Origin of the sequence: Rhodopseudomonas sp. P1 (assembly GCF_039642825.1) — a bacterium.
Lineage (GTDB): Bacteria > Pseudomonadota > Alphaproteobacteria > Rhizobiales > Xanthobacteraceae > Rhodopseudomonas > Rhodopseudomonas palustris_H.
The window spans coordinates 4539389-4559513 of the sequence record NZ_CP088006.1 but is presented as its reverse complement, the minus strand read 5'-3'; the positions used below and the strand labels follow the sequence as shown (position 1 = coordinate 4559513).

The following is a 20125-nucleotide window of genomic DNA, read 5'->3' as shown; positions in this document are numbered from 1 at the left end:
CCATTTGCCGGCGCATTGTGCATTGCGGTCAATTCCGGTCGGAAATTGTCGGAAAAATCCGACAATAGACGTTAGAGCCAAGATCGGACATGGTCGGCGCGCTTCGGCGGTGGGGGATGACGTTGGATATCGAAGGAAAATTGGCCCGGATCGGCATCACCGGGTCGCTCTACAAGCTGTATCTGACCGCCGTCGGGCTCGGTGGCGCGTCGGTGACGGCGGTGGCGGCCAAGGCCGGCCTGCCGCGCACCACCGCGCATGATGCGCTCGCCAAGCTGGAGGCCGAGGGGCTGGTCCGGTTCGTCGACCACGGCAAGCGGCGCTTCGTCGTCGCGCAGGAGCCCGGCATCCTGCTGGAGCGGCTGGAAGCGCGCCGGCAGATGCTGGAAGACGTGATGCCGGTGCTGCGCTCGATGTATCACCACGAGAGCGGCCAGCCGAACGTGCGCTTCCATCCCGGTCCCGAAGGTATCCGCACCACGCTGTGGGACACGCTGTCCGGCGGTGACAAGGTGCTGCGCGCCACGCTGTCGATGCGCGAACTGATGGCCGAGCCGGGGCTGGAGGAGATGGAGCGCTATCTGCAGGAGCGCGCCCGCCGCGGCATTTGGCTGCGGGTGATCCGTTCCGTCGAGCGCGACATTGCGCCGATCTGGCCGTCCAGCCAGGAATTGTGCCGCGAGCTGCGCTACGCGCCGCACGAGCACACGCTATCGATGACCTGTTTCATCTACGGCAACAAAGTCTGCCTGATTTCGTCCGCGCGGGAGAGCTACGGGCTGATCATCGACAGTGCCGAATTCGCCGCGTTCCAGGCTTCGATGTTCGACGCGATGTGGAGTCTCAGTACGCCGGATACCGAGCCGGCGATCCTGACGCCCGACGGCGAGGGATGAGCGAAGTACCGGCGTTCGCAATGGTTGAGTAGCGTGCGATAGGCCGCTACAGCTTGCGGTTCTGATCGAACGGGCCTGGAGCTGTAGAGACGCTGAGGAAATGACGGAGCACGCTGGATATTCCGCGCCGGCCGAGGTTGCCGGTGAGCCGCTGTTGCGTATCGAAGCCGTGGAGAAACGGTTCGGCGGCTTCGTCGCCGTCGACCGGCTGTCGCTGGACATCAAGGCCGGCGAGTTCTTCGCGCTGCTGGGGCCCAGCGGTTGCGGCAAGACGACGCTGCTGCGGATGCTGGCGGGCTTCGAGACGCCGGATGCCGGGCGCATCCTGCTGAACGGCGTGGATATTGCTGCGGTGCTGCCGCACGAGCGCCCGGTCAACATGATGTTCCAGAACTACGCGCTGTTTCCGCACCTCACCGTCGCGGCCAACATCGCGTTCGGGCTGAAGCGGGCGCGGCTGCCGCGCAAGGAGATCAAGGCGCGGGTCGCCGAGATGCTGGCGCTGGTCAGGCTCGAAGGCCTCGGCAAGCGCAAGCCGGATCAGCTCTCCGGCGGCCAGCAGCAGCGCGTCGCGCTGGCGCGGGCGCTTGCGCTGCGGCCGAAGCTGCTGTTGCTCGACGAACCGATGGCTGCGCTGGACAAGAAGCTGCGCGAAAGCACGCAGCTCGAACTGATGGCGCTGCAGAAGCGGCTCGGCATGACCTTCGTGATCGTCACCCACGATCAGCAGGAGGCGATGACGGTGGCTGATCGGATCGGCGTGATGCGCGCCGGCAAGCTCGACCAGGTCGCGGCGCCGCGGCAGCTCTACGAAGCGCCGGCGTCGCGCTGGGTCGCGGAGTTCGTCGGCGATGTCAACATGCTGGAGGGCAGCGTCGCCGGCCGCGACAACGGCCGCATCACCGTTGCGACCGGCGGGGCCGGCGAGGTGGTGGTGGCCGAGCCGCGTGCCGCGCTGGAGGCCGAGGCGATCTGCGTCGCGATCCGGCCGGAGAAGATCAAGCTGTCGCTGCGCGGCCCTGCCGCCGACGCCGGCCATGCCGATGCGATCAACCGGCTCGACGGCACCATCACCGACATCGGCTATGCCGGCGGCATGACCAGCTACAAGGTTCGGCTCGATCACGGCGCTACCTTGCTGGCCGCGATGGCCAATACGACGCGGCTCGACGTCGACGCGTATCATGCCGGCCAGCATGTGGTGGCGTGGTTCTCGCCCGACGATTGCGTGGTGCTGACCCGATGAGCGGCCGCCGGATTTTCACCAAGCCGGCGCGGCTCGCTGCCGTCGCGCCTTATGTCTGGATGCTGCTGTTCTTCCTGGTGCCGTTCGGCTTCGTGGTGAAGATCAGCCTGTCGCACACCGCGATCGCGCAGCCGCCTTATACGCCGGTGTTCGATCTCGCCGCCGGCTGGACCGCGCTGCGCGCGGCGTTCGACGCGCTGTCGGTCGACAACTTCAAGCTGATCCTCGGCGACCACCTCTATTTCGTTTCCTATTTGCGCAGCCTGACCGTCGCGGCGGTGTCGACGGCGATCCTGCTCGGAATCGGGTATCCGATCGCCTATGCGATGGCGCGGCTGCCGCGGCGCTGGCAGCCGCTGGCGATGATGCTGGTGATCGTGCCGTTCTGGACCTCGTTCCTGATCCGGATCTACGCCTGGATCAACATCCTGCAGCACGACGGCCTGCTCAATCAGCTGCTGCTCGCGCTGCACATCGTCTCGAAGCCGGTAGTGTGGCTGTCGACCGACACCGCGATGTATGTCGGCATCGTGTATTCGTATCTGCCGTTCATGGTGCTGCCGCTGTACGCGACGCTGGCGAAGCTGCCGCATTCCCTGTCGGAAGCCGCGGCCGATCTCGGCGCCTCGCCGCGGCAGGCGTTCTGGCTGGTGACGTTCCCGCTGTCGCTGCCCGGCATCGGCGCCGGCGTGCTGCTGTGCTTCATCCCGATCGTCGGCGAATTCGTGATCCCCGATCTGCTCGGCGGATCGACCTCGCCGATGATCGGCCAGACGCTGTGGCTGGAGTTCTTCACCAACCGCGACTGGCCGGTCGCCTCGGCGCTCGCGGTGCTGCTGCTCGGCGTGTTGCTGCTGCCGCTCCTGATCTACGAGCGGGCACAGCGAAGGCAGCTGGAGGGAGGGCGGTGATGGGCGGGATAGCCTTTGTCGCGAGCGTAGTCTCAGGTTGCTGCGAAGAATACCCTCCCCTGGAGGGGGAGGGTCGCTCGCGCAGCGAGCGGGGTGGGGTGGCGAAGAGTTCATCCGCTGTGCCCGCGGCTCACCCCACCCCGGCGAGGACCGCGCTTCGCGCGCTACTCGCCGACCCTCCCCCTCCAGGGGAGGGTACAAAAACATGAAGCTGTCCCGTTTCAACCTCGTCTCGCTGACGCTGGGGCTGGCGTTTCTGTATCTGCCGATCGTGATCCTGGTGGTGTATTCGTTCAACGACTCCCGCCTGGTCACGGTGTGGGGTGGCTGGTCGCTGCGCTGGTATCGCGAGTTCTTCCAGGATCAGCCGATGCTCGATGCCGCCTGGATGAGCCTGCGCGTCGCGCTGACCTCGGCCACCGCAGCGGCGGTGCTCGGCACTCTGGCGGCGGTGGCGCTGTCGCGCGCTGGCCATTTCAAGGGCCGCACGCTGTTCTCCGGGATGCTGTATGCGCCGCTGGTGATGCCGGAAGTGATCACCGGCCTGTCGCTGCTGCTGTTGTTCGTCGCGATCAACGCCGAGCGTGGATTCTGGACGGTGGTGATTGCCCATACCACGCTGACGATGTGCTTCGTCGCGGTGGTGGTGCAGTCGCGGCTGCATGCGCTCGACCGCAGCATCGAGGAGGCGGCGATGGATCTCGGCTGCGCCCCGGTGGAAGCGTTCCTGCGCGCCACCGTGCCGTTGATCTGGCCGGCGATCGCCGCGGGCTGGATGCTGGCGTTCGCGCTGTCGCTCGACGATCTGGTGATCGCCAGCTTCACCACCGGCCCTGGGTCAACCACGCTGCCGATCCGGATCTATTCGGAAGTGCGGCTCGGGGTGAAGCCGGAGATCAACGCCATCTGCACCCTGATCATCGCGGCCGTGACGGTGCTGATCGTCATTGCCTCACTGGCGTCGAAGCTGTCGAAGACACAGGCTGATAACGCGGCGCCGATGTGAGGTGTCACAAGTCCTCGTCATTGCGAGGAGCGAAGCGACGAAGCAATCCAGCAGCTTGATAGGCGAGCTGGATTGCTTCGCTGCGCTCGCAATCACGGAGAGGGGCATGCCGGTGCGTAGCCAGCGGCTACGCAGATGACGCTGAGCTGATCAGTTCGCCTTCGGCTCGGGCTGCGCGGCGGCAGGTGCGTCGGCCGGGGGCTCCGCGTCCTGTTTCTTGCCGGTGATGCGTTCGAGCACCGAGCGGACGGTGTCGCGGGTCTTGCGATCTTTGACGGCGTCGAGCAGCGGCGCGGAGGCAGGCGAGCGGCGGATCAGGCTTTCCGGGTCCGGGAAGATCAGCGGATCGTCCCACGGGCCCTGCACGATGAACGGCAGGTCGAAGCCGGGCTTGGCGGCTGAGCCGCCGGCAAGGCTGGCGACGCCCTTCAGGTCGTACTCGCGCGCCGGCACCGAGGCGGTGCCGCTCAGCGAAATCCGCGCGGTGGGGCCGTCGATCCGCACCTCGTCGGCGGTGGCGATGCCGTCCGCAAACCGCACCGAAACGGTGAGCTTGTCGAACGGGGTGTTGCCGCTGCGGAAGTTGCCGCCGCCGGACAGCGGCCGCCGCTCCAGCCGCTTCAGCAGTTGTTCGACGTTGAAGCCGCTGATCGCGCCGTCGTGGCCGGTGAGCAGCGCGGAGCCGTCGAGCGATTGCGCCAATCCGAACGGGCTCGCGCCCTCGGCTTCCAGCGACACGCTGAGGTTGCCGCGTCCCGACAGGTTGCGCACGCCGAGCAGGTCGGCCGCGCAGGTCTGCAGCTCGACGTCGTTGAACTGGAACTGCGCCTTGATGCTCGCGGCCTTGTCGGAGCGCGAAATGCCGAACGTGCCTTGCGCGATGCCGCCATACACCTGAGCCTCGCCGACGCTGAGCGCCAGCGCACCGCTACGCAGATTGGCGCTGATCGCAGTGCGGCCAAGCGTGGTGCCGCCGATCGAAACTTTCGCGGCCGACAGCCGCATGTCGAGATCGACCGGATCGGCCGACGACAGATCGAACAACTGCCGGTTCCAGTCGCGGGCACCGCTGGCGAGCAGGCGGATCGTCGACAGATACGGCGTGACGTCGATACTGCCGGCGGCGAGCGTCGCCTGCAGTCCCTGATGGCCGCCGGCGATGCTGTAAGTCATCACGCCTTCGGCGACGTTCTTGTCGAGTTCGACGTTGACGTTGGTGAGCGCGATCGAGGAGCCGATCAGATTGGCGCGGGCCTTCAGTGCGAAGCGACCGAAGCCGCCGGTGCCCGGAGGCTCCTGTCCGGCCCAGCGCAGCGCGTTGCGCAGTGAGGCGCTGTCGGCGCTCACCGTGCCGATCAGCGACAGGCTGGTTTTGTTGGTGATGGTGCCGTCGAACGCGATCTTCATCGGCGCGCCGGCGAGCCGCAGCTTGATGCCCGAGGTGTCGCCGCGTAGCGCCGCGATGAAGTCGGCGACGGTGATCGAGCCGTCGAGGCGTTCGCCGCGGAAGTCGAACTGGCCGGTCGCCGCGAAGGTGCGCGAGATCGACGGCCATGCCAGCGACAGGTCGATATCGTCGATGTGTTCGTGAACGCCGGCGGTTTCGTCGCGATAGCTGAGTTCGCCGTCCTGCAGCCGGATCTCGGAGAACGACACTTGATCGTCGAGACCGGGCTTCATCGTCCGGGTCAGGCTGTCGATGAACGGCGTCCAGTTGCTGCGGCCGTCGGCGTCGCGCACCACGTGGATCGACGGCTGGTTGAGCATCACGTCGGCGATCTCGAACCTGCGCAGCAGCAGCGGCAGCAGCCGCAAATTGGTGATCAGCGTCTTGACGTTGAGCGCCGCGTCGGTGCCGCCATCCTCGTCGCTCTTCAAGCGTACGTTGCTGAACGTCACGGTGCTGCGCGGGAAGATAGTGACGTCGATATCGCCGTCGACCACCAGCTTCAGGCCGGTGGCGGCGCGAAGCTGCTGCTCCACCGCCTGGCGCAGGGCGCCGCGGTCGATCGTCAGCGACAGCGCGAACGCCCCCGTCACGGCGACGGCGATCAGCACCGCGACCGAGATCCCGAGGCGCTTAATTCCTTGGGCCATCGCCAACCAGTTTCCGGAACGTGAGCGTGAATGAAGTGTGTGAGAGGCGGCTCCCAACAGGGCCGGACCCGGGGCGCAACTTGCTCGGTTTTCTTGGCGCTTTCAAGGCTTTCCGGGCGTTACGGGGCCTGGTGCAATTGACGGGTTGCGGGGATTTTGCCTAATAGACCTAATCGCAGCAAAGCCCGCTCAAAGGTCCCTGCATCATGAACAAGGTCTACCCCGACGCCAAGGCGGCACTCGACGGCATCTTGCGGGACGGCATGATGATCATGTCCGGCGGCTTCGGCCTTTGCGGCATTCCCGAGACCCTGTCCGACGCGATCCGCGACGCGGGCGTCAAGGATCTCACCTTCGTTTCCAACAATGCAGGCGTCGACGGCATCGGCCTCAGCCGGCTGCTCGAAACCCGCCAGATCAAGAAAATGATCTCGTCCTATGTGGGCGAGAACAAGCTGTTCGCGCAGCAGTTTCTGGCCGGCGAGCTGGAATTGGAGTTTGCCCCGCAGGGTACGCTGGCCGAGCGCATCCGCGCCGGTGGCGCCGGCATTCCGGCGTTCTTCACCAAGACCGGCGTCGGCACGCTGGTGGCGGAAGGCAAGGAAATCCGCGAGTTCGACGGCGAGAAATACGTGATGGAACGCGGCCTGTTCGGCGACATCGCGATCGTCCACGCCTGGAAGGGCGATACCGCCGGCAACCTCGTGTACCGAAAGACCGCGCGCAACTTCAATCCGATGATGGCGACCGCGGCGAAGATCACCATCGCCGAGGTCGAGCATCTGGTGCCGGCGGGCGAGATCGATCCGGATCATATCCACACCCCGGGCATCTTCGTGCAGCGCATCGTCCACGTGCCGAACGCGAAGAAACACATCGAGCAGCGTACCACCCGCAAGCGTGCCGAATCGGCGGCGAGCTGAGGAGATCCCTGATGGCTTGGACCCGCGAACAGATGGCGGCGCGCGCCGCCAAGGAATTGCGCGACGGCTTCTACGTCAACCTCGGCATCGGCATTCCGACGCTGGTCTCGAACTACATCCCGGACGGCGTCGACGTGGTGCTGCAGAGCGAGAACGGCATGCTCGGCATGGGTCCGTTCCCCTATGAGGGTGAAGAAGACCCGGACCTGATCAATGCCGGCAAGCAGACCGTCACCGAGCTGCCGTCGACCAGTTACTTCTCGTCGGCCGATTCCTTCGCGATGGTTCGCGGCGGCCATATCGATCTCTCCATTCTCGGCGCCATGCAGGTCGCGCAGAACGGCGACCTCGCCAACTGGATGATTCCGGGCAAGATGGTGAAGGGCATGGGCGGCGCGATGGATCTCGTCGCCGGCGTCAAACGCGTCGTCGTGGTGATGGAGCATTCCGCCAAGGACGGCCCGAAGCTGTTGAAGACCTGCAACCTGCCGCTGACCGGCGAGCGCGTCGTCGACATGGTGGTCACCGATCTTGCGGTGTTTACCATCGACAAGCACGGCAATGACGGCATGGCGCTGATCGAGCTTGCCGATGGCGTGACCCTCGACGAGGTCAAGGCCAAGACCGAAGCCGAATTCCGCGTCGCGTTGAAGAACGCCTGATTTCGCGGCGCCGCGCACCGCCGCCGCGAAGCTGCGGCGGCACGCCGCGCTGTGCCCGGTGATCTTGAAACCCGTTACTGTTCCCCTAGATCGAGCGGTGCCGGCCTTGTGATGCGGGGCCGGCACGCCGCTTGAGTGTGTCGCCCGGCAGGTGCTCACTGCCGTAAGCCTTTGCACGCGGCCGCGCACTCTCAAGGCCTGATCTCATAGCGCCGCTCGCGATGCGGCCTGCCGCTCCTCGCGCGCACTGCTGCGGGTTGGCTGCGGGAACTCGACCGTGAGCTGCGGCGTCTTTGTCGGACGAAGGAGCAATGCTCCCGTCGAGGAGCGCAGCGGGGGAGTCACCGTCGTGGAGCTCAACAAGAAGACCCAGTTCAACATCTGGTACTGGCTGGTCGCACTCTTCGTCTTGCTCGGCTTCCAATACCTGTTCACCACCGCGACGCTCGTCGCGCAGCTTCCTTACAGTCAGTTCGAGACCTATCTGGCCGAAGGCAAGATCGCCGAGGTCGCGGTGTCGGATCGCTTCATCCAGGGCCGTTTCAAGGAAGCGATCGACGGCAAGCCGATGTTTATTACCACCCGGGTGGAGCCCGATCTGGCGCGCCAGCTTCAGGACAAGGGTGTCGTCGTCACCGGGCGGATCGAGAGCACGTTCTTCCGCGATCTGTTGTCCTGGGTGGTCCCGGTCCTGCTGTTCGTCGGCGTCTGGATGTTCATCATCCGCCGGATGGGCGGCGGGGTCGGCGGCGGCCTGATGCAGATCGGCAAGTCGAAGGCCAAGGTCTATGTCGAATCCAACACCGGCGTGTCGTTCGCCGATGTCGCCGGCGTCGATGAGGCCAAGGACGAACTGAAAGAGATCGTCGATTTCCTCAAAGATCCGGACGGCTATAGCCGGCTCGGCGGCCGGATGCCGAAGGGTATCCTGCTGGTCGGTCCGCCCGGCACCGGCAAGACGCTGCTGGCGAAAGCGGTGGCGGGCGAAGCCGGCGTGCCGTTCTTCTCGATCTCCGGCTCGGAGTTCGTCGAGATGTTCGTTGGCGTCGGTGCCGCGCGGGTGCGCGATCTGTTCGAGCAGGCCCGCGCCAAGGCTCCGGCGATCATCTTCATCGACGAACTCGATGCACTCGGCCGTGCCCGCGGCATCGGGCCTTACGCCGGCGGTCATGACGAGAAGGAGCAGACACTAAATCAGCTCTTGGTCGAGCTCGACGGTTTCGATTCCTCGACCGGCCTGGTGCTGCTCGCCGCCACCAACCGCCCCGAAATCCTCGATCCGGCGCTGCTGCGCGCCGGCCGGTTCGATCGCCAGGTGCTGGTCGATCGTCCGGACAAGGCCGGCCGTATCCAGATCCTCGGCGTGCATATGACCAAGGCGAAGCTCGCCCCCGATGTGTCGCCCGAGCAGATTGCGGCGCTGACGCCCGGCTTCACCGGTGCCGATCTGGCGAACCTCGTCAACGAGGCGACGCTGCTGGCGACCCGCCGCAGGGCCGATGCGGTGACGATGCAGGACTTCAACAACGCGATCGAGCGCATCGTCGCGGGGCTCGAGAAGCGCAACCGCCTGCTCAATCCGAAGGAGCGCGAGATCGTCGCCTATCACGAGATGGGACATGCGCTGGTGGCGATGGCGCTGCCCGGCGTCGACCCGGTGCACAAGGTGTCGATCATTCCGCGCGGTGTCGGCGCGCTCGGCTACACCATCCAGCGTCCGACCGAGGACCGCTTCCTGATGACCCGCGACGAGCTGGAGAACAAGATGGCGGTGCTGCTCGGCGGCCGCGCCGCGGAGAAGATCGTGTTCGGCCATCTGTCGACCGGTGCGGCCGACGACCTGATGAAGGTCACCGATATCGCCCGGGCCATGGTGACACGTTACGGCATGAGCGAACGGCTCGGCCACGTCGCGCTGGAGAAGGATCGCCGCTCGTTCCTGGCGAGCGACCAGCCGTATTACGGACCGCAGGAGCGCAGTTACTCCGATGAGACCGCGGCGGCCGTTGACGACGAGGTCAAACGCATCGTCGATGCCACCTTCGATCGCACCGTCAAGCTGCTCGGCGAGCGCCGCGACCAGCTCGAACGCTCGGCGCGCCGGCTGATGGAGAAGGAGACACTTGACGAGCAGGACCTGCGGGCGTTCGCTGGCGCGCCCACGACCGCGACGCCGGCGCGGTTGGCCGAGGAGGCGGCTTCATGAGCAGCCGTCGATCCCGGGACCGGTCGTTCGACGCTCTCGACGCACTGAGCGAGCTGCGCCGGAGCTGGCCGGCGCTCAGTCTGTACGAGAAATTCGAACAGCTCGTCATCGTGGTGCTGACCACGCTGATCAGCTTGGTGGTCCTGGCCGCACTCGCCGGGCTGGCGATCCACGTCGTCAAGCTGCTCGCTCATGGCGTGCTCGATCCTGCCGACCACAGTCTGTTTCAGAACGTGTTCGGCATGATCCTGACCCTGCTGATCGCGATGGAGTTCAACCATTCGATCCTCGGCGTCCTGAAGCGGCGCAACAGCATCGTGCAGGCGCGCACGGTTGTGCTGATCGCGCTGCTGGCGCTGTCGCGAAAATTCATCATTCTCGACGCCACGACGATCGAGCCATTGACGCTGATCGGTCTGGCTTTCGCGGTGTTGGCACTCGGTGCGGTGTATTGGTTCGTGCGCGATCAGGATCGGAAGGACGAAGCCGCCACGGAATCGGCCGACTCGTCCTGGGAGCCGAGCGTGCAAACCAAGTGATCGGACTAATTCGATCCGAGCCGGAAAACGATCAGCGCCGGCCGCCCGAGAACATCGGCGACTCGCCGGGCAGCAGATTGGAGCGGATGTCGCTGTCGGTGGTGCCGTTGTACTGGGTGTAGCCGGCCGACAGTGACAGGCTGACATTCGAGGTCGGCTTGATCTCGATGCCGGCGTTGACGGTGGTTGCCGCGGTGTTGCTGCTGGCGAAGCCCGGCGAGGTCAGCGAGGTGAAAACGTCCGGCTTGTACTTAAGGCTGTCGACGCCGCCGAACAGGGTCACCGGCATGTCGCCGACGCCCTTGAAGCGGTAGCCGTATTGCGAGCCTTCGGACGCGAGCGAGCCGAAATTGCCGAATGCGCCGGCGCCGCCCGGGCTGTTCCAGCCCAAGCCGCCGGCCAGCGGTGTCACCGGAGCGCTGTAGCTCCGTGCCACGAAGCCGCTGCGCAGCTCGCCATTCTCGTCGGTCTCAGTAGTGAAGCCGGGGACGTCGCTCCAGCTCAGCGCCTGCCAGCTCTCGGTCGCGCCGCCGCCGAAGCCGAACGGCCCGCCGGGCACCCAATAGCGGATCGGTGCCACCTGCGCCTGGGCGGACGCTCCGGCGAGGAGCATCGCGGCGAGGGCGAGGCCGCATCGGGCGGCGACAGGAGAAATCCGGATCTGCGTCATCGGGCGGATTATACGGTCGTGGACGGGTCGGGGCCAGCCGGTGCTGCGGATCGCCGCAGCGCCGGAGTTCCGAACCTATCAGCCACGGGATGAGGGCGGCAGCGTGGCGGCCGGCTCATTCCGGCAGGTCGGAGAACCGGGTCAGCCAGATCACCGGCGGAATGCTGGCGGCGACGATGATCAGGGCCGCCAGGGCGCCATCCTCGAAGCTGCCGCGGCTGGCGTATTGGTAGATCGAGGTCGACAGGGTCTCGACGTTCAGCGGCCGCAGCAGCAGCGTCGCCGGCAGCTCCTTCAGGCAATCGACGAACACCAGGATCGCCGCGCCGACCAGCGCCGGGCGCAGCAGCGGCAGGTCGATCTTCCAGAGCGTGACGAGGCGGCCGGCACCGGCGGCGCGGGCCGAGTCGTCGTAATCGCGCGGGATGCGGTCGAACCCGGCCTTCAACAGCCCGGTCGGCACCGCCAGGAAGCGGATCACATAGGCGGCCACCACCGCGCCGCCGGTGCTCATCAGGATCAGGCCGGGCGACGGATAACCGAAGGCACGGAACAGATTGGCGACCGTGCCGTCGATCACCAGCACCGGCGTCAGCAGCCCGAGCGCCAGCACCAGGCCGGGCAGCGTGTAGCCGAGCTGGGCGACCGCCATGGCGGCGCGGGTGGTGCGGATCTCGTGCCAGCGCGCGGCCAGCACCACGATGAGCCCGAGCCCGAGCGCGATCAGGGTGGCGAGCGCCGCGAGCGTCACGGTGTGCAGGGCGTCGCGCCACAGCGCCGGGTCGATCCCGATCGACAGGCTGCGGCGCAGGCTTTCGCCGAGCAGATAGGCGGCCGGCAGCACGAAGCCGACCAGCGGCGGCAGCAAACAGGCCATGACGGCGAGGCCGCCCTTGAGGCCGCGCAGCCGCGTCCGCGATCGCAGCCGCGGGCTTTCCGCCGACAGCTCGACGCTGGCGCTGCGCCGGCCGATGCGCTCGATCGCGATCAGCAGCGCGGCGAAGCCGAGCAGCACCAGCGATAGCTGCGCCGCGCCGGCGAGGCTGCCGCGATTGAGCCAGGTGTTGAACACCGAGACGGTGAGGGTGCGGACGCCGAGATATTCGGAGGCGCCGATGTCGTTCAGCGTCTCCAGCGCGGCGAGCGCGACGCCGACTGCGAGCGCAGGCCGGGCCATCGGCAGCACCACCCGGCGCAGGATGGTGAAGCGGCCGGCGCCGAGCGTCCGCGCGGCCTCGATCGCATCCGTCCCCTGCGCCTGAAACACCGCACGGGCCGACAGATACACGTAAGGATACAGCACCGCGGCGAGCAGCAGCATCGCCCCGGGCAGCGAGCGCATCGGCGGCAGCCATTGCACCGCCTGCGTGGCCGGCATCATCAGGCTGAGGGCGCGATGCACCAGCCCGAGCGGCTCGAACAGATCGACATAGACGTAGGCCGACAGATAGGTCGGGACCGACAGCGGCAGAGGTAGCAGCCAGATCAGCGCGGAGCGGCCGGGAAAGTCGTGCGATGACACCAGCCAGGCCGTAGCGGTACCGATCAGCAGCGTCAGCGTGCCGACGCCGGCGATCAGCAGGGCGGTGTCACTCACCGCGCGCGGCAGCACATAGGCGATCAGATGCGACCACACCTCCGGCGCCGGCTGCAGCGCGATCAGCATCAGGCTGATCACCGGCGCAGCGACGAGCAGGGCGGTGAGGAGGGCGAGGACGAGGACTGTCTGGTCGGAGGGCGGTGACGGCCTCATTGCAGACGTCGCTCTGTCTTGCAACCAGACGGCAAGACGTCGCCGTCCTGAAGGTCGTCATGCCCGGGCTCGTCCCGGGCATCCACGCCTTCAGGCTCAGCTTCGCACGTGGCCGTGGATGGCCGGGTCAAGCCCGGCCATGACGGAAAGTCAGTCCCGTTTGTCAGTTGTCGAATCCGACCTTGTCGACCAGCGTCGAGGCGGCCTTGCGGTTGGCGGCGATCTTGGCGATCGGCAGCGGATCCGGCTTCAGCTTGCCGTAACCGGCGATGATCGGGTTGAGCGGCACGCCGGCGCGGATCGGATATTCGTAGTTGGCGTCGGCGTAAATCTGCTGCGCCTTCTCGCCGGCGAGCCATTCGATCAGCTTCACCGCGTTGGCCTTGTTGGGCGCGTGCTTGGCTAGCACCACGCCCGACAGATTGACGTGGGTGCCGCCGCCTTCGAACGTCGGCAGCACCACGCGGGTCGCGTCCGCCCAGGCCTTCTTGTCGGGATCGTTCAGCATCAGCGCCCAGTAGTAAGTGTTGCCGATGCCGAGATCGCATTTGCCGGCCGCGACGTCGCGCGCGGTCTCGCGGTCGCCGCCGGACGGCTTCTGCGCCAGATTGGCCTTCAGGCCGCGCAGCCATTCCTCGGCCTTGGCTTCGCCGTGCTTAGCGACGTAAGCGGCGAACAGCGCATTGTTGTAGATGTGCTGGCCGGAGCGGATGCAGATCTTGCCCTTCCACTTCGGGTCGGCCAGCTCCTCATAGGTGATCGCTTCCTGTTTGACGCGATCCTTCGAGGCGTAGATCACCCGCGCCCGCATCGAGATGCCGGCCCATTGGCCGTTCGGATCGCGGAACTGCGCCGGCACGATTTCGTCGATCACGGTCGAATTGATCGGCTGGCTGATACCCGCCGCCACCGCATCGTCGATCCGGCCGATGTCGACCGTCAGCAGCACGTCGGCCGGGCTGTCGGCGCCCTCGGCCTTGATCCGCTGCTCCAGGCCCGAGCTCGCCGAAATCACGTTGACGGCGATCCCGGTGTCCTTGGTGAAAGCATCGAACAGCGGCTGCACCAGCTTGGTCTCGCGGTAGGTGTAGACGTTGACCTGCTCGGCGGCCCCGGCGGCGAACGGCACGAAAACGGCGGCGAGTGCGAGGGCAGCGGCACGGAAACGGCTCATACGGCGGGCTCCTGACGAAAATCGAGAACGCTTGTCAGTAGCTCAGGCCATCAGGGCAGTGCAGCGGCGCAATGTCGCGATTAGAACTATTCCAGCCGCGGGCGGCGGGCGGCTCGGGTCAGCGCAGCTGCTCGGCCAGCATGTCGCGCACCTTGCCGACCAGCGCTGGCTCGTCGTGGCGCGGCGGAACCAGGCTGAATTCGACTTCGGGCAGCGGCGGCAGCCGGTTGCCCGCGGCCAACACCACGGCGTCCGCCGGCACGGCCGACGCGTTCAGGCAGGTCAGCCCGAGGCCGGCGGCCAGCGCCAGGTGCAGCCCGCCGACGCCGGAGGCCGAGTGCATCACCGTGTGCGGCAGCCGGTGCGCCGTCAGTGTGCGCGCGATGAAGCGCTGGAGCGAGCAGGTGTCGGGCAGCACGACGAGTGGCAGGACGCCGTCGTCCGGCATCACGAACGAGCGGTCGGCGACCCACAACAGCGGCTCGCGCCGCAGCTTGATCCGCTTCGCCGCGGTCCGCCGCGATGGACGGTCGAGAATCGCCATCGACAGGCCGATGTCGAACTCATCGGAATCGGCGGTCTCTTCGATCAGCGCGCTCTTGCGGATCGAGACGTGCAGCCGCAGATGCGGAAACTGGTCGCGCACGCGGCGCAGGATGCCGGGCAGCGCACCAGGCCGAAAGTAATCGGTGATCGCCAGCCGCAGTTCACCCGTGAGCTGGGCGGCGTGCATGTCCCGATAGGCGGCGTCGCTCAGCGCCAGCAGTTGGCGGGCATGTCCGATCAGGCGTTCGCCGGCGGGGGTGAGGCTGGCGCCGCTCTTGCCGCGCCGGAACAGCGGTTGCCCGCACATCTCCTCCAGCTTGCGGATCTGCTCGCTGACCGCCGATTGCGACCGGCACAGGCGGGGCGCTGCCGCCGACAGGCTGCCGGTCTCGGCCACCACCACCAGCGCGTTGAGGAGATCGAGGTCGAACAGCCGGCTCATCATCCACCCGAAAATCAGATGGATGATATCGTATCTTCCCGTTTTTCAGGAGGAAAGAGCCGCGGCATGATCGGCATCGACATCCACCACCAGAAAGCAGCGGACATGCCCGGCATCACCCTGACGGTTTCCCTCTCCCTCGACCCGGCGCAGACCGGACGGCTCGCTGCCGCGGTCGCCGAACTCACCTGCCGGGTGCTGCGCAAGGAACTCGATCGCACGGCGGTGTTCATCCGCCATCATCCGGCCGATCAGTGGTTCATCGCCGGCCGTGCGCTCAGCGACTGGCGCAAGAACGCGTTCAAGCTCGAGGTCACGATCACCGACGAGACCAATACCAAGGCTGAAAAGGCAGCGTATCACCGCGAGGCGTTTGCGCTGCTGTCAGAGCTGATTGGTAACCTGCATCCGCATTCGAACATCCACATCATCGACTGCCGGGCGGCGGCCTATGGCTATGGCGGGGTCACGCAGGAGGCGTATGCGTATCGCGCGCCGGGCTGACAACGTCCGGCGCGGCAACGGCTTCAGAGCAGCAGGTTGCCGGCACCGTTCTGGCAGGCCGGGCATTTGCACGCATGGAAATTGACTTCGGCGGCGACATATTCGGCGCCACAATGAATGCAGGCGATCTTCAGATGCGGACGTCGATCAGCGCTGCAGCTGGCCGCCCGGGCGACCAGATACTGACCGAGTGCATTCTGGTCGCCTTCGGCGACATGATAGTTCGCACTCACGAGCATCCCCCGGATTGTGCATGTGCGAGATAGTCTAGCACACAGCCCTCGGGGGAATGCAATTCGAATAGCTGCAATCGAATCGCGCAATTCGGCGGCGCAGCGGTGTTGTAATGCCGAGAGTGAATCAAACCTTGCACGAATGGTATTCAGGCCATGAGGTCCGATCCATAACGGGGCTAACGCCGTCCCGCCTGCGCGCCGTTGCCATTGCCATTGCCATTGCCGTTGTCGTCGAGCGCGCGGCGCAGGCGGCGAATGATCACGCTGCGCGCGCGCTCGTCAGCGGCGGCTTCGACGCTGGCGTTGATATCGAGAAGCAGCTTGGACATCTCGTTGTGCCAGTCGAGCTTGACCACTGATTCGGGCTCGAGCCGTCGGCGATGCTTGCCGTCCTGCGCGGTCGGAACCGGCGTGGTGAGTTCGTAGACGTCATCGAGCACAGGCTGAAAGATTTTCGCGGCCGGCAGAACGCCGCCGCCGAGTCGCTCCGCCAACGCGGCGATCGCGCTTTCCTCGCCATGGGCGAGAAACAGCCCGCGATCGATCGGTCGCCGTTCGGTGATCCAGCGCGTCAGCTCGCCGGCGTCGGCGTGGCCGGAGTAATCATCGATGCGGCGGATCTTGGCCTTGACGCGGACTTCCTCGCCCATGATCCGCACCGCCTTGGCGCCTTCTTCGAGGAAGCGGCCGAGCGTGCCGTTGGCCTGATAACCGACCAGCAGCACGGTGCCGGTGGAGCGGCACAGCCAGCGCTTGAGATGATGGCGGATGCGGCCGGCGTCGCACATGCCGCTGGCGGCGATGATGATGTGGAAGCCGTTCAGCTTGGCGATCGACTTGCTCTCTTCCACCGTCTCGGTGAAGCGCAGATGCGGCGAGGCCAGCAGCCGCTCCACATCGACGTCTTCGTCGAGATCGGCAGCGTGGCGGCGGAACACTTCGGTGGCGCGGATCGCCAGCGGCGAATCCAGGAAGATCGGCGCGCTCGGGATCGTTCCCTTTTCCATCAGGTCGATCAGATCGACGATCAGCTCCTGGGTGCGCTCGACCGCGAATGCCGGAATCACCAGCGCGCCGCGCGCCGCCGCGGCGGCGTTGACTTCAGCAGCCAGGCGCTCGTGGCGGAGCTTCGGCGAGGTCGGCTCGCGCACGCGGTCGCCATAGGTCGACTCGCAGATCACGTAGTCGAAATGCGCCGGCGCTTCCGGATCGGGCTGCAGCAGCTTGCCGTCGGGGCCGATATCGCCGGAGGCGAGCAGCCGCAGCGCTGATGACGAGCGGCCTTCGCCGTCGATCTCGATTTCGATCGAGGCCGAGCCGAGCAGGTGACCGGCGTTCCAGAACCGCGCGCGCACACCGGGGAGGACGGTGATCCAGCTCTGATAATCGACCGGATAGAACGACGACAGCGTCGCGATCGCGTCGGCTTGGGTGTAGATCGGGCTGACTTCGGGCTTGCCGCGCGCGGCGTTGCGGCGGTTCAGCATGATCACTTCGGACTCCTGGATGCTGCCGGCGTCGGGCAGCATGTAGGAGCACAGATCGATGGTGCCGCGGGTCGCAAGGATTCGTCCCTTGAAGCCCTCGCGCACCAGCTTCGGCAGCAGGCCGCAGTGATCGATATGGGCGTGCGTCAGCAACACCGCGTCGATCTCCGACGGGCGGAACGGAAACGCGCCGTAGTTCAGCTCCTTCAGCGTCTTGTGGCCCTGGAACAGGCCGCAATCGACCAGGAAGCGTTTGCCATTGGTCTCGAACAGATAGCAGGAGCCGGTGACGGTTCGCGCAGCGCCGCAGAATCGGATGGTAACGCTCATGCGCGGGTCTCCTGATTGGTCGTGCCGATCTCGGCTCGCAGCGCCTCGACGAACAGATCGTCGAGCGTGATTGCGTTGGTCGGGTGCGGCACGGTGTGGGTGGAGCGGATGGTGCGGATGCCGGCGGCGGCGAAGTCGCGCAGCATCGCCGGGGGAAACAGCGCGTGGGTGATCACCGCGTCGACAGACGTTGCGCCGGCGCCGAGCAGCGCGCGGGTGCAGGCGATCAGCGTGCCGCCGGAGGAGACGATGTCATCGACCAGCAGTGCCGGCCGACCCGCTATGGAGCTTGCATCAGGGAACGTGATCTCGACAGATCGGTCGCCGTGCCGGATCTTCTGCGCCACCGCGGATCGTGTGCCGATCAGCTTGGCGAGCGCATCGACCCATTGTTGCGACTCGGAATCCGGTCCGACCACCACGGTGTCAGGATCGAGCGTGCCGCGCAGCGCTGCGGCAATCGCCGGCATCGCCGACAGCTCGTCCGCGGCGATGCCGGGGAAGACGTCGCCGAGCCGCGGCGTGCGATGCAGATGCGGATCGACGGTGATGACGCGGTCGACCAGCCCTGCGAGCAGCCGCCCCATCGCCGTCTGGCTGATCGCGTCGCCGGGATGGAATGCCACGTCCTGGCGCATGTAGCAGAGATACGGCGCCAGCAGCACCAGCCGTCTGCAGCCTTCGCGGCGCAGCGCTTCGGCGGCGAACAGGATGGTCACCAGCTTATCGTTGGGCAGGTCGAGCGGCAGATACAGGATCGTGGTCGCCGCCTCCGGGCCAACATTGACGGCGATCTCGCCGTCCGGAAAGCGGTGCTGCGTGATCAGATGCGCCGGCACGCCGAGCCGCGCCGCGAGCCGAATGGCATCGTCCGCCGCCGAGTCCAGATAGCGCAGGGCGACGCTCACGATACCAGGTCCACGTCGGCCGGGGTGTGGTGGTTGATCGCGAAGCCGGACTCCGCCTGTGCGGCGGCCAGCGCCAGATCGAATTCGGCGCGGTCGGACGCATACACGCGATACAGCGGTTCGCCCTTTTCGACCCGGTCGCCGATCTTCTTGAACAGATCGATGCCGGCGCCCTTGGCGACCGGCGCGCCGGCGCTGCGGGCGAGACGATTGATCCGCAGACAGTCGATGCCGTTGACCACGCCATCAGCGGCCGCCAGCACGTCGGCAGCATAGCTGCCGAGTTCGGCCGGACACGGCGAAGGCCCCTGCGCGTCGATGATCTGCTGCATCTTCTTCAGCGCCGCTCCGCTGTCGAGCAGCTCCTTGGCGCGGGCATAGCCGGCGCCGCCGCGCAGCTTCGGATCGTACTCCAAAAGATGCGCGGCGAGCCGCAGCGATTTCTCGCGCAGGTCGGCCGGTGCGCCGGGCTCGTTGCCGAGCACCGCCATGACGTCGCGGGCTTCCAGCACGGGACCGATGCCGCGGCCGATCGGCTGACGGCCGTCGGTGGTGACCACCTCGACGCCGATCCCGAAATGATCGCCGACGAATTCGAACAGCTTGCGCAGCCGCATCGCCTCGTTGGCGCTGGCGACCTTGGCGGAGGGGCCGACCGGGAAGTCGATCAGTAGCCGGGTCGAGCCGGCGGCGAGCTTCTTCGACATGATCGAGGCGACCATCTGCTCGGGCGTGTCGAGGCTGAGCGGACGTTCGACTGAGATCAGGATGTCGTCGGCCGGCGACAGGTTGACGTGGCCGCCCCACACCAGGCAGCCGCCGCAGGAATGCACCACCTCTTTCATCTGCTCGACGTCGAGATCGACCCTTGCCAGCAGCTCCATGGTGTCGGCGGTGCCGGCCGGCGAGGTGATGGCGCGCGACGAGGTCTTCGGAATCATCAGCCCGTGCGCGGCGACGATCGGCACCACGATCATGGTGGTGCGGTTGCCGGGAATGCCGCCGATGCAGTGCTTGTCGACGACGATTGGATTGTCCCATTTCAGCTTCGTGCCGACCGACGCCATCGCGCCGACCAGCGCCAGCAGCTCGTCGGTCGAGGTGAAGCGCGCGGCGCTGATCAGGAACGCGGCGATCTCCATGTCGGAGTAACGGAAGTGCGCGAGGTCGTCGACGATCGCGGTGATCTCGGCGGCCGATAGCGTGTGGCCCTGGATCTTGGCGCGCACCGCATCGAGGCTGGCGGGCGACCGTGCCGGCGTCACCGACACCGCACTGCCGACCGGCTCATTGAAGCGGCGGAACGCAGGCTCCGACAGGCCGAGTTCGTCGGGGCCGATCATCGCGTCGTCGTCGGTGATCATCAGCGTCGCCAGCAGCACCTTGGAGTTGATGCGCAGTTCGACGCGGCTGAAGCCGCGAAACACTTCGGGGCGCAGGGCGCGCGAGCGGCGGGAAAGCACCGCGACGTTTTCGCGGCCGGTATCGAGGCTGATCCGCCGGATGGTCAGCGGCGGGCGGGAGAGATCGGGAGCATTCAAAATAGCGCAACTCCGCGCATCGGCCGGGCGGCCTTCAGGAGCGCGTGG

Annotated in this window: 18 protein-coding genes; 9 read left to right on the top strand and 9 right to left on the bottom strand. The window is 66.5% G+C overall.

The genetic code is table 11. The features are described 5' to 3' along the window. The first annotated feature begins 116 nt into the window (after positions 1–116). The 4 genes from LRC39_RS21020 (at position 117) to LRC39_RS21005 (ending at position 4059) form a co-directional block, all read left to right on the top strand. A complete protein-coding gene (locus tag LRC39_RS21020; RefSeq protein ID WP_264053284.1) occupies positions 117–896 on the top strand; it encodes a TrmB family transcriptional regulator in 780 nt (259 codons plus the stop codon). A gap of 100 nt (positions 897–996) precedes the next feature. Beyond that, positions 997–2142, top strand: a complete 1146-nt coding sequence (locus LRC39_RS21015; protein ID WP_107345775.1) for an ABC transporter ATP-binding protein — start codon at positions 997–999, stop codon at positions 2140–2142. After that, a complete protein-coding gene (locus LRC39_RS21010; RefSeq protein WP_346295535.1) occupies positions 2139–3053 on the top strand; it encodes an ABC transporter permease in 915 nt (304 codons plus the stop codon). Before LRC39_RS21015 ends, LRC39_RS21010 begins: the two co-directional genes overlap by 4 nt. A gap of 205 nt (positions 3054–3258) precedes the next feature. Continuing rightward, on the top strand, positions 3259–4059 hold the full coding sequence (locus tag LRC39_RS21005; protein WP_107345773.1) for an ABC transporter permease: 801 nt from the start codon (positions 3259–3261) through the stop codon (positions 4057–4059). 150 nt (positions 4060–4209) lie between these two features. On the opposite strand, the gene LRC39_RS21000 is transcribed toward LRC39_RS21005, so the two are convergent. Beyond that, entirely contained in the window at positions 4210–6156 is a 1947-nt protein-coding gene (locus LRC39_RS21000; protein ID WP_346295534.1) for an AsmA family protein, read from the bottom strand. A 206-nt stretch (positions 6157–6362) separates the two neighbouring features. Between LRC39_RS21000 and LRC39_RS20995 the strand changes: the two genes are divergently transcribed. From LRC39_RS20995 to LRC39_RS20980, 4 genes are all read left to right on the top strand, one after another. Then, positions 6363–7079: a CoA transferase subunit A gene (locus LRC39_RS20995; protein ID WP_011159691.1), complete on the top strand. Its 717-nt coding sequence runs from the start codon at positions 6363–6365 to the stop codon at positions 7077–7079. 11 nt (positions 7080–7090) lie between these two features. Further along, positions 7091–7741 (top strand): 3-oxoacid CoA-transferase subunit B, encoded by a 651-nt coding sequence (locus LRC39_RS20990; RefSeq protein ID WP_011159690.1) that lies wholly within the window; start codon positions 7091–7093, stop codon positions 7739–7741. Positions 7742–8090: 349 nt separating this feature from the next. After that, positions 8091–9947 carry an ATP-dependent zinc metalloprotease FtsH gene (gene ftsH, locus LRC39_RS20985; protein WP_346295533.1) on the top strand — a complete coding sequence of 619 codons (1857 nt, stop codon included), beginning with the start codon at positions 8091–8093 and terminating at the stop codon, positions 9945–9947. Continuing rightward, on the top strand, positions 9944–10486 hold the full coding sequence (locus tag LRC39_RS20980; protein ID WP_346295532.1) for a phosphate-starvation-inducible PsiE family protein: 543 nt from the start codon (positions 9944–9946) through the stop codon (positions 10484–10486). Before ftsH ends, LRC39_RS20980 begins: the two co-directional genes overlap by 4 nt. A gap of 31 nt (positions 10487–10517) precedes the next feature. Here the strand turns inward: LRC39_RS20980 and LRC39_RS20975 are convergent, their stop codons facing one another. The 4 genes from LRC39_RS20975 to LRC39_RS20960 form a co-directional block, all read right to left on the bottom strand. Next, on the bottom strand, positions 10518–11156 hold the full coding sequence (locus LRC39_RS20975; protein WP_346295531.1) for a hypothetical protein: 639 nt from the start codon (positions 11154–11156) through the stop codon (positions 10518–10520). A 115-nt stretch (positions 11157–11271) separates the two neighbouring features. Continuing rightward, positions 11272–12909 carry an ABC transporter permease gene (locus LRC39_RS20970; RefSeq protein ID WP_346295530.1) on the bottom strand — a complete coding sequence of 546 codons (1638 nt, stop codon included), beginning with the start codon at positions 12907–12909 and terminating at the stop codon, positions 11272–11274. A 163-nt stretch (positions 12910–13072) separates the two neighbouring features. After that, positions 13073–14083, bottom strand: a complete 1011-nt coding sequence (locus tag LRC39_RS20965) for a Fe(3+) ABC transporter substrate-binding protein (protein ID WP_164634138.1) — start codon at positions 14081–14083, stop codon at positions 13073–13075. A 118-nt stretch (positions 14084–14201) separates the two neighbouring features. After that, complete coding sequence (locus LRC39_RS20960) at positions 14202–15071, bottom strand: LysR family transcriptional regulator (protein WP_346295529.1); 870 nt, start codon at positions 15069–15071, stop codon at positions 14202–14204. Between the two features lie 66 nt (positions 15072–15137). Here LRC39_RS20960 and LRC39_RS20955 point away from each other — a divergent pair, with 66 nt between their 5' ends. Then, positions 15138–15575 carry a tautomerase family protein gene (locus LRC39_RS20955; protein ID WP_346295528.1) on the top strand — a complete coding sequence of 146 codons (438 nt, stop codon included), beginning with the start codon at positions 15138–15140 and terminating at the stop codon, positions 15573–15575. Positions 15576–15598: 23 nt separating this feature from the next. On the opposite strand, the gene LRC39_RS20950 is transcribed toward LRC39_RS20955, so the two are convergent. The 4 genes from LRC39_RS20950 to LRC39_RS20935 all read right to left on the bottom strand — a co-directional run bounded on the left by LRC39_RS20950 (position 15599) and on the right by LRC39_RS20935 (position 20077). Beyond that, positions 15599–15814: a hypothetical protein gene (locus LRC39_RS20950; protein ID WP_107345766.1), complete on the bottom strand. Its 216-nt coding sequence runs from the start codon at positions 15812–15814 to the stop codon at positions 15599–15601. Between the two features lie 173 nt (positions 15815–15987). Further along, positions 15988–17628, bottom strand: a complete 1641-nt coding sequence (locus LRC39_RS20945) for an MBL fold metallo-hydrolase (RefSeq protein ID WP_346295527.1) — start codon at positions 17626–17628, stop codon at positions 15988–15990. Next, the gene (locus tag LRC39_RS20940) at positions 17625–18536 is read right to left on the bottom strand and encodes a ribose-phosphate pyrophosphokinase (protein WP_346295526.1); all 912 of its coding nucleotides are present in this window, start codon (positions 18534–18536) and stop codon (positions 17625–17627) included. Before LRC39_RS20940 ends, LRC39_RS20945 begins: the two co-directional genes overlap by 4 nt. After that, a complete protein-coding gene (locus LRC39_RS20935) occupies positions 18533–20077 on the bottom strand; it encodes a thymidine phosphorylase family protein (RefSeq protein ID WP_346295525.1) in 1545 nt (514 codons plus the stop codon). The genes LRC39_RS20940 and LRC39_RS20935 overlap by 4 nt, the downstream gene beginning before the upstream one ends. Positions 20078–20125 lie beyond the last annotated feature (48 nt).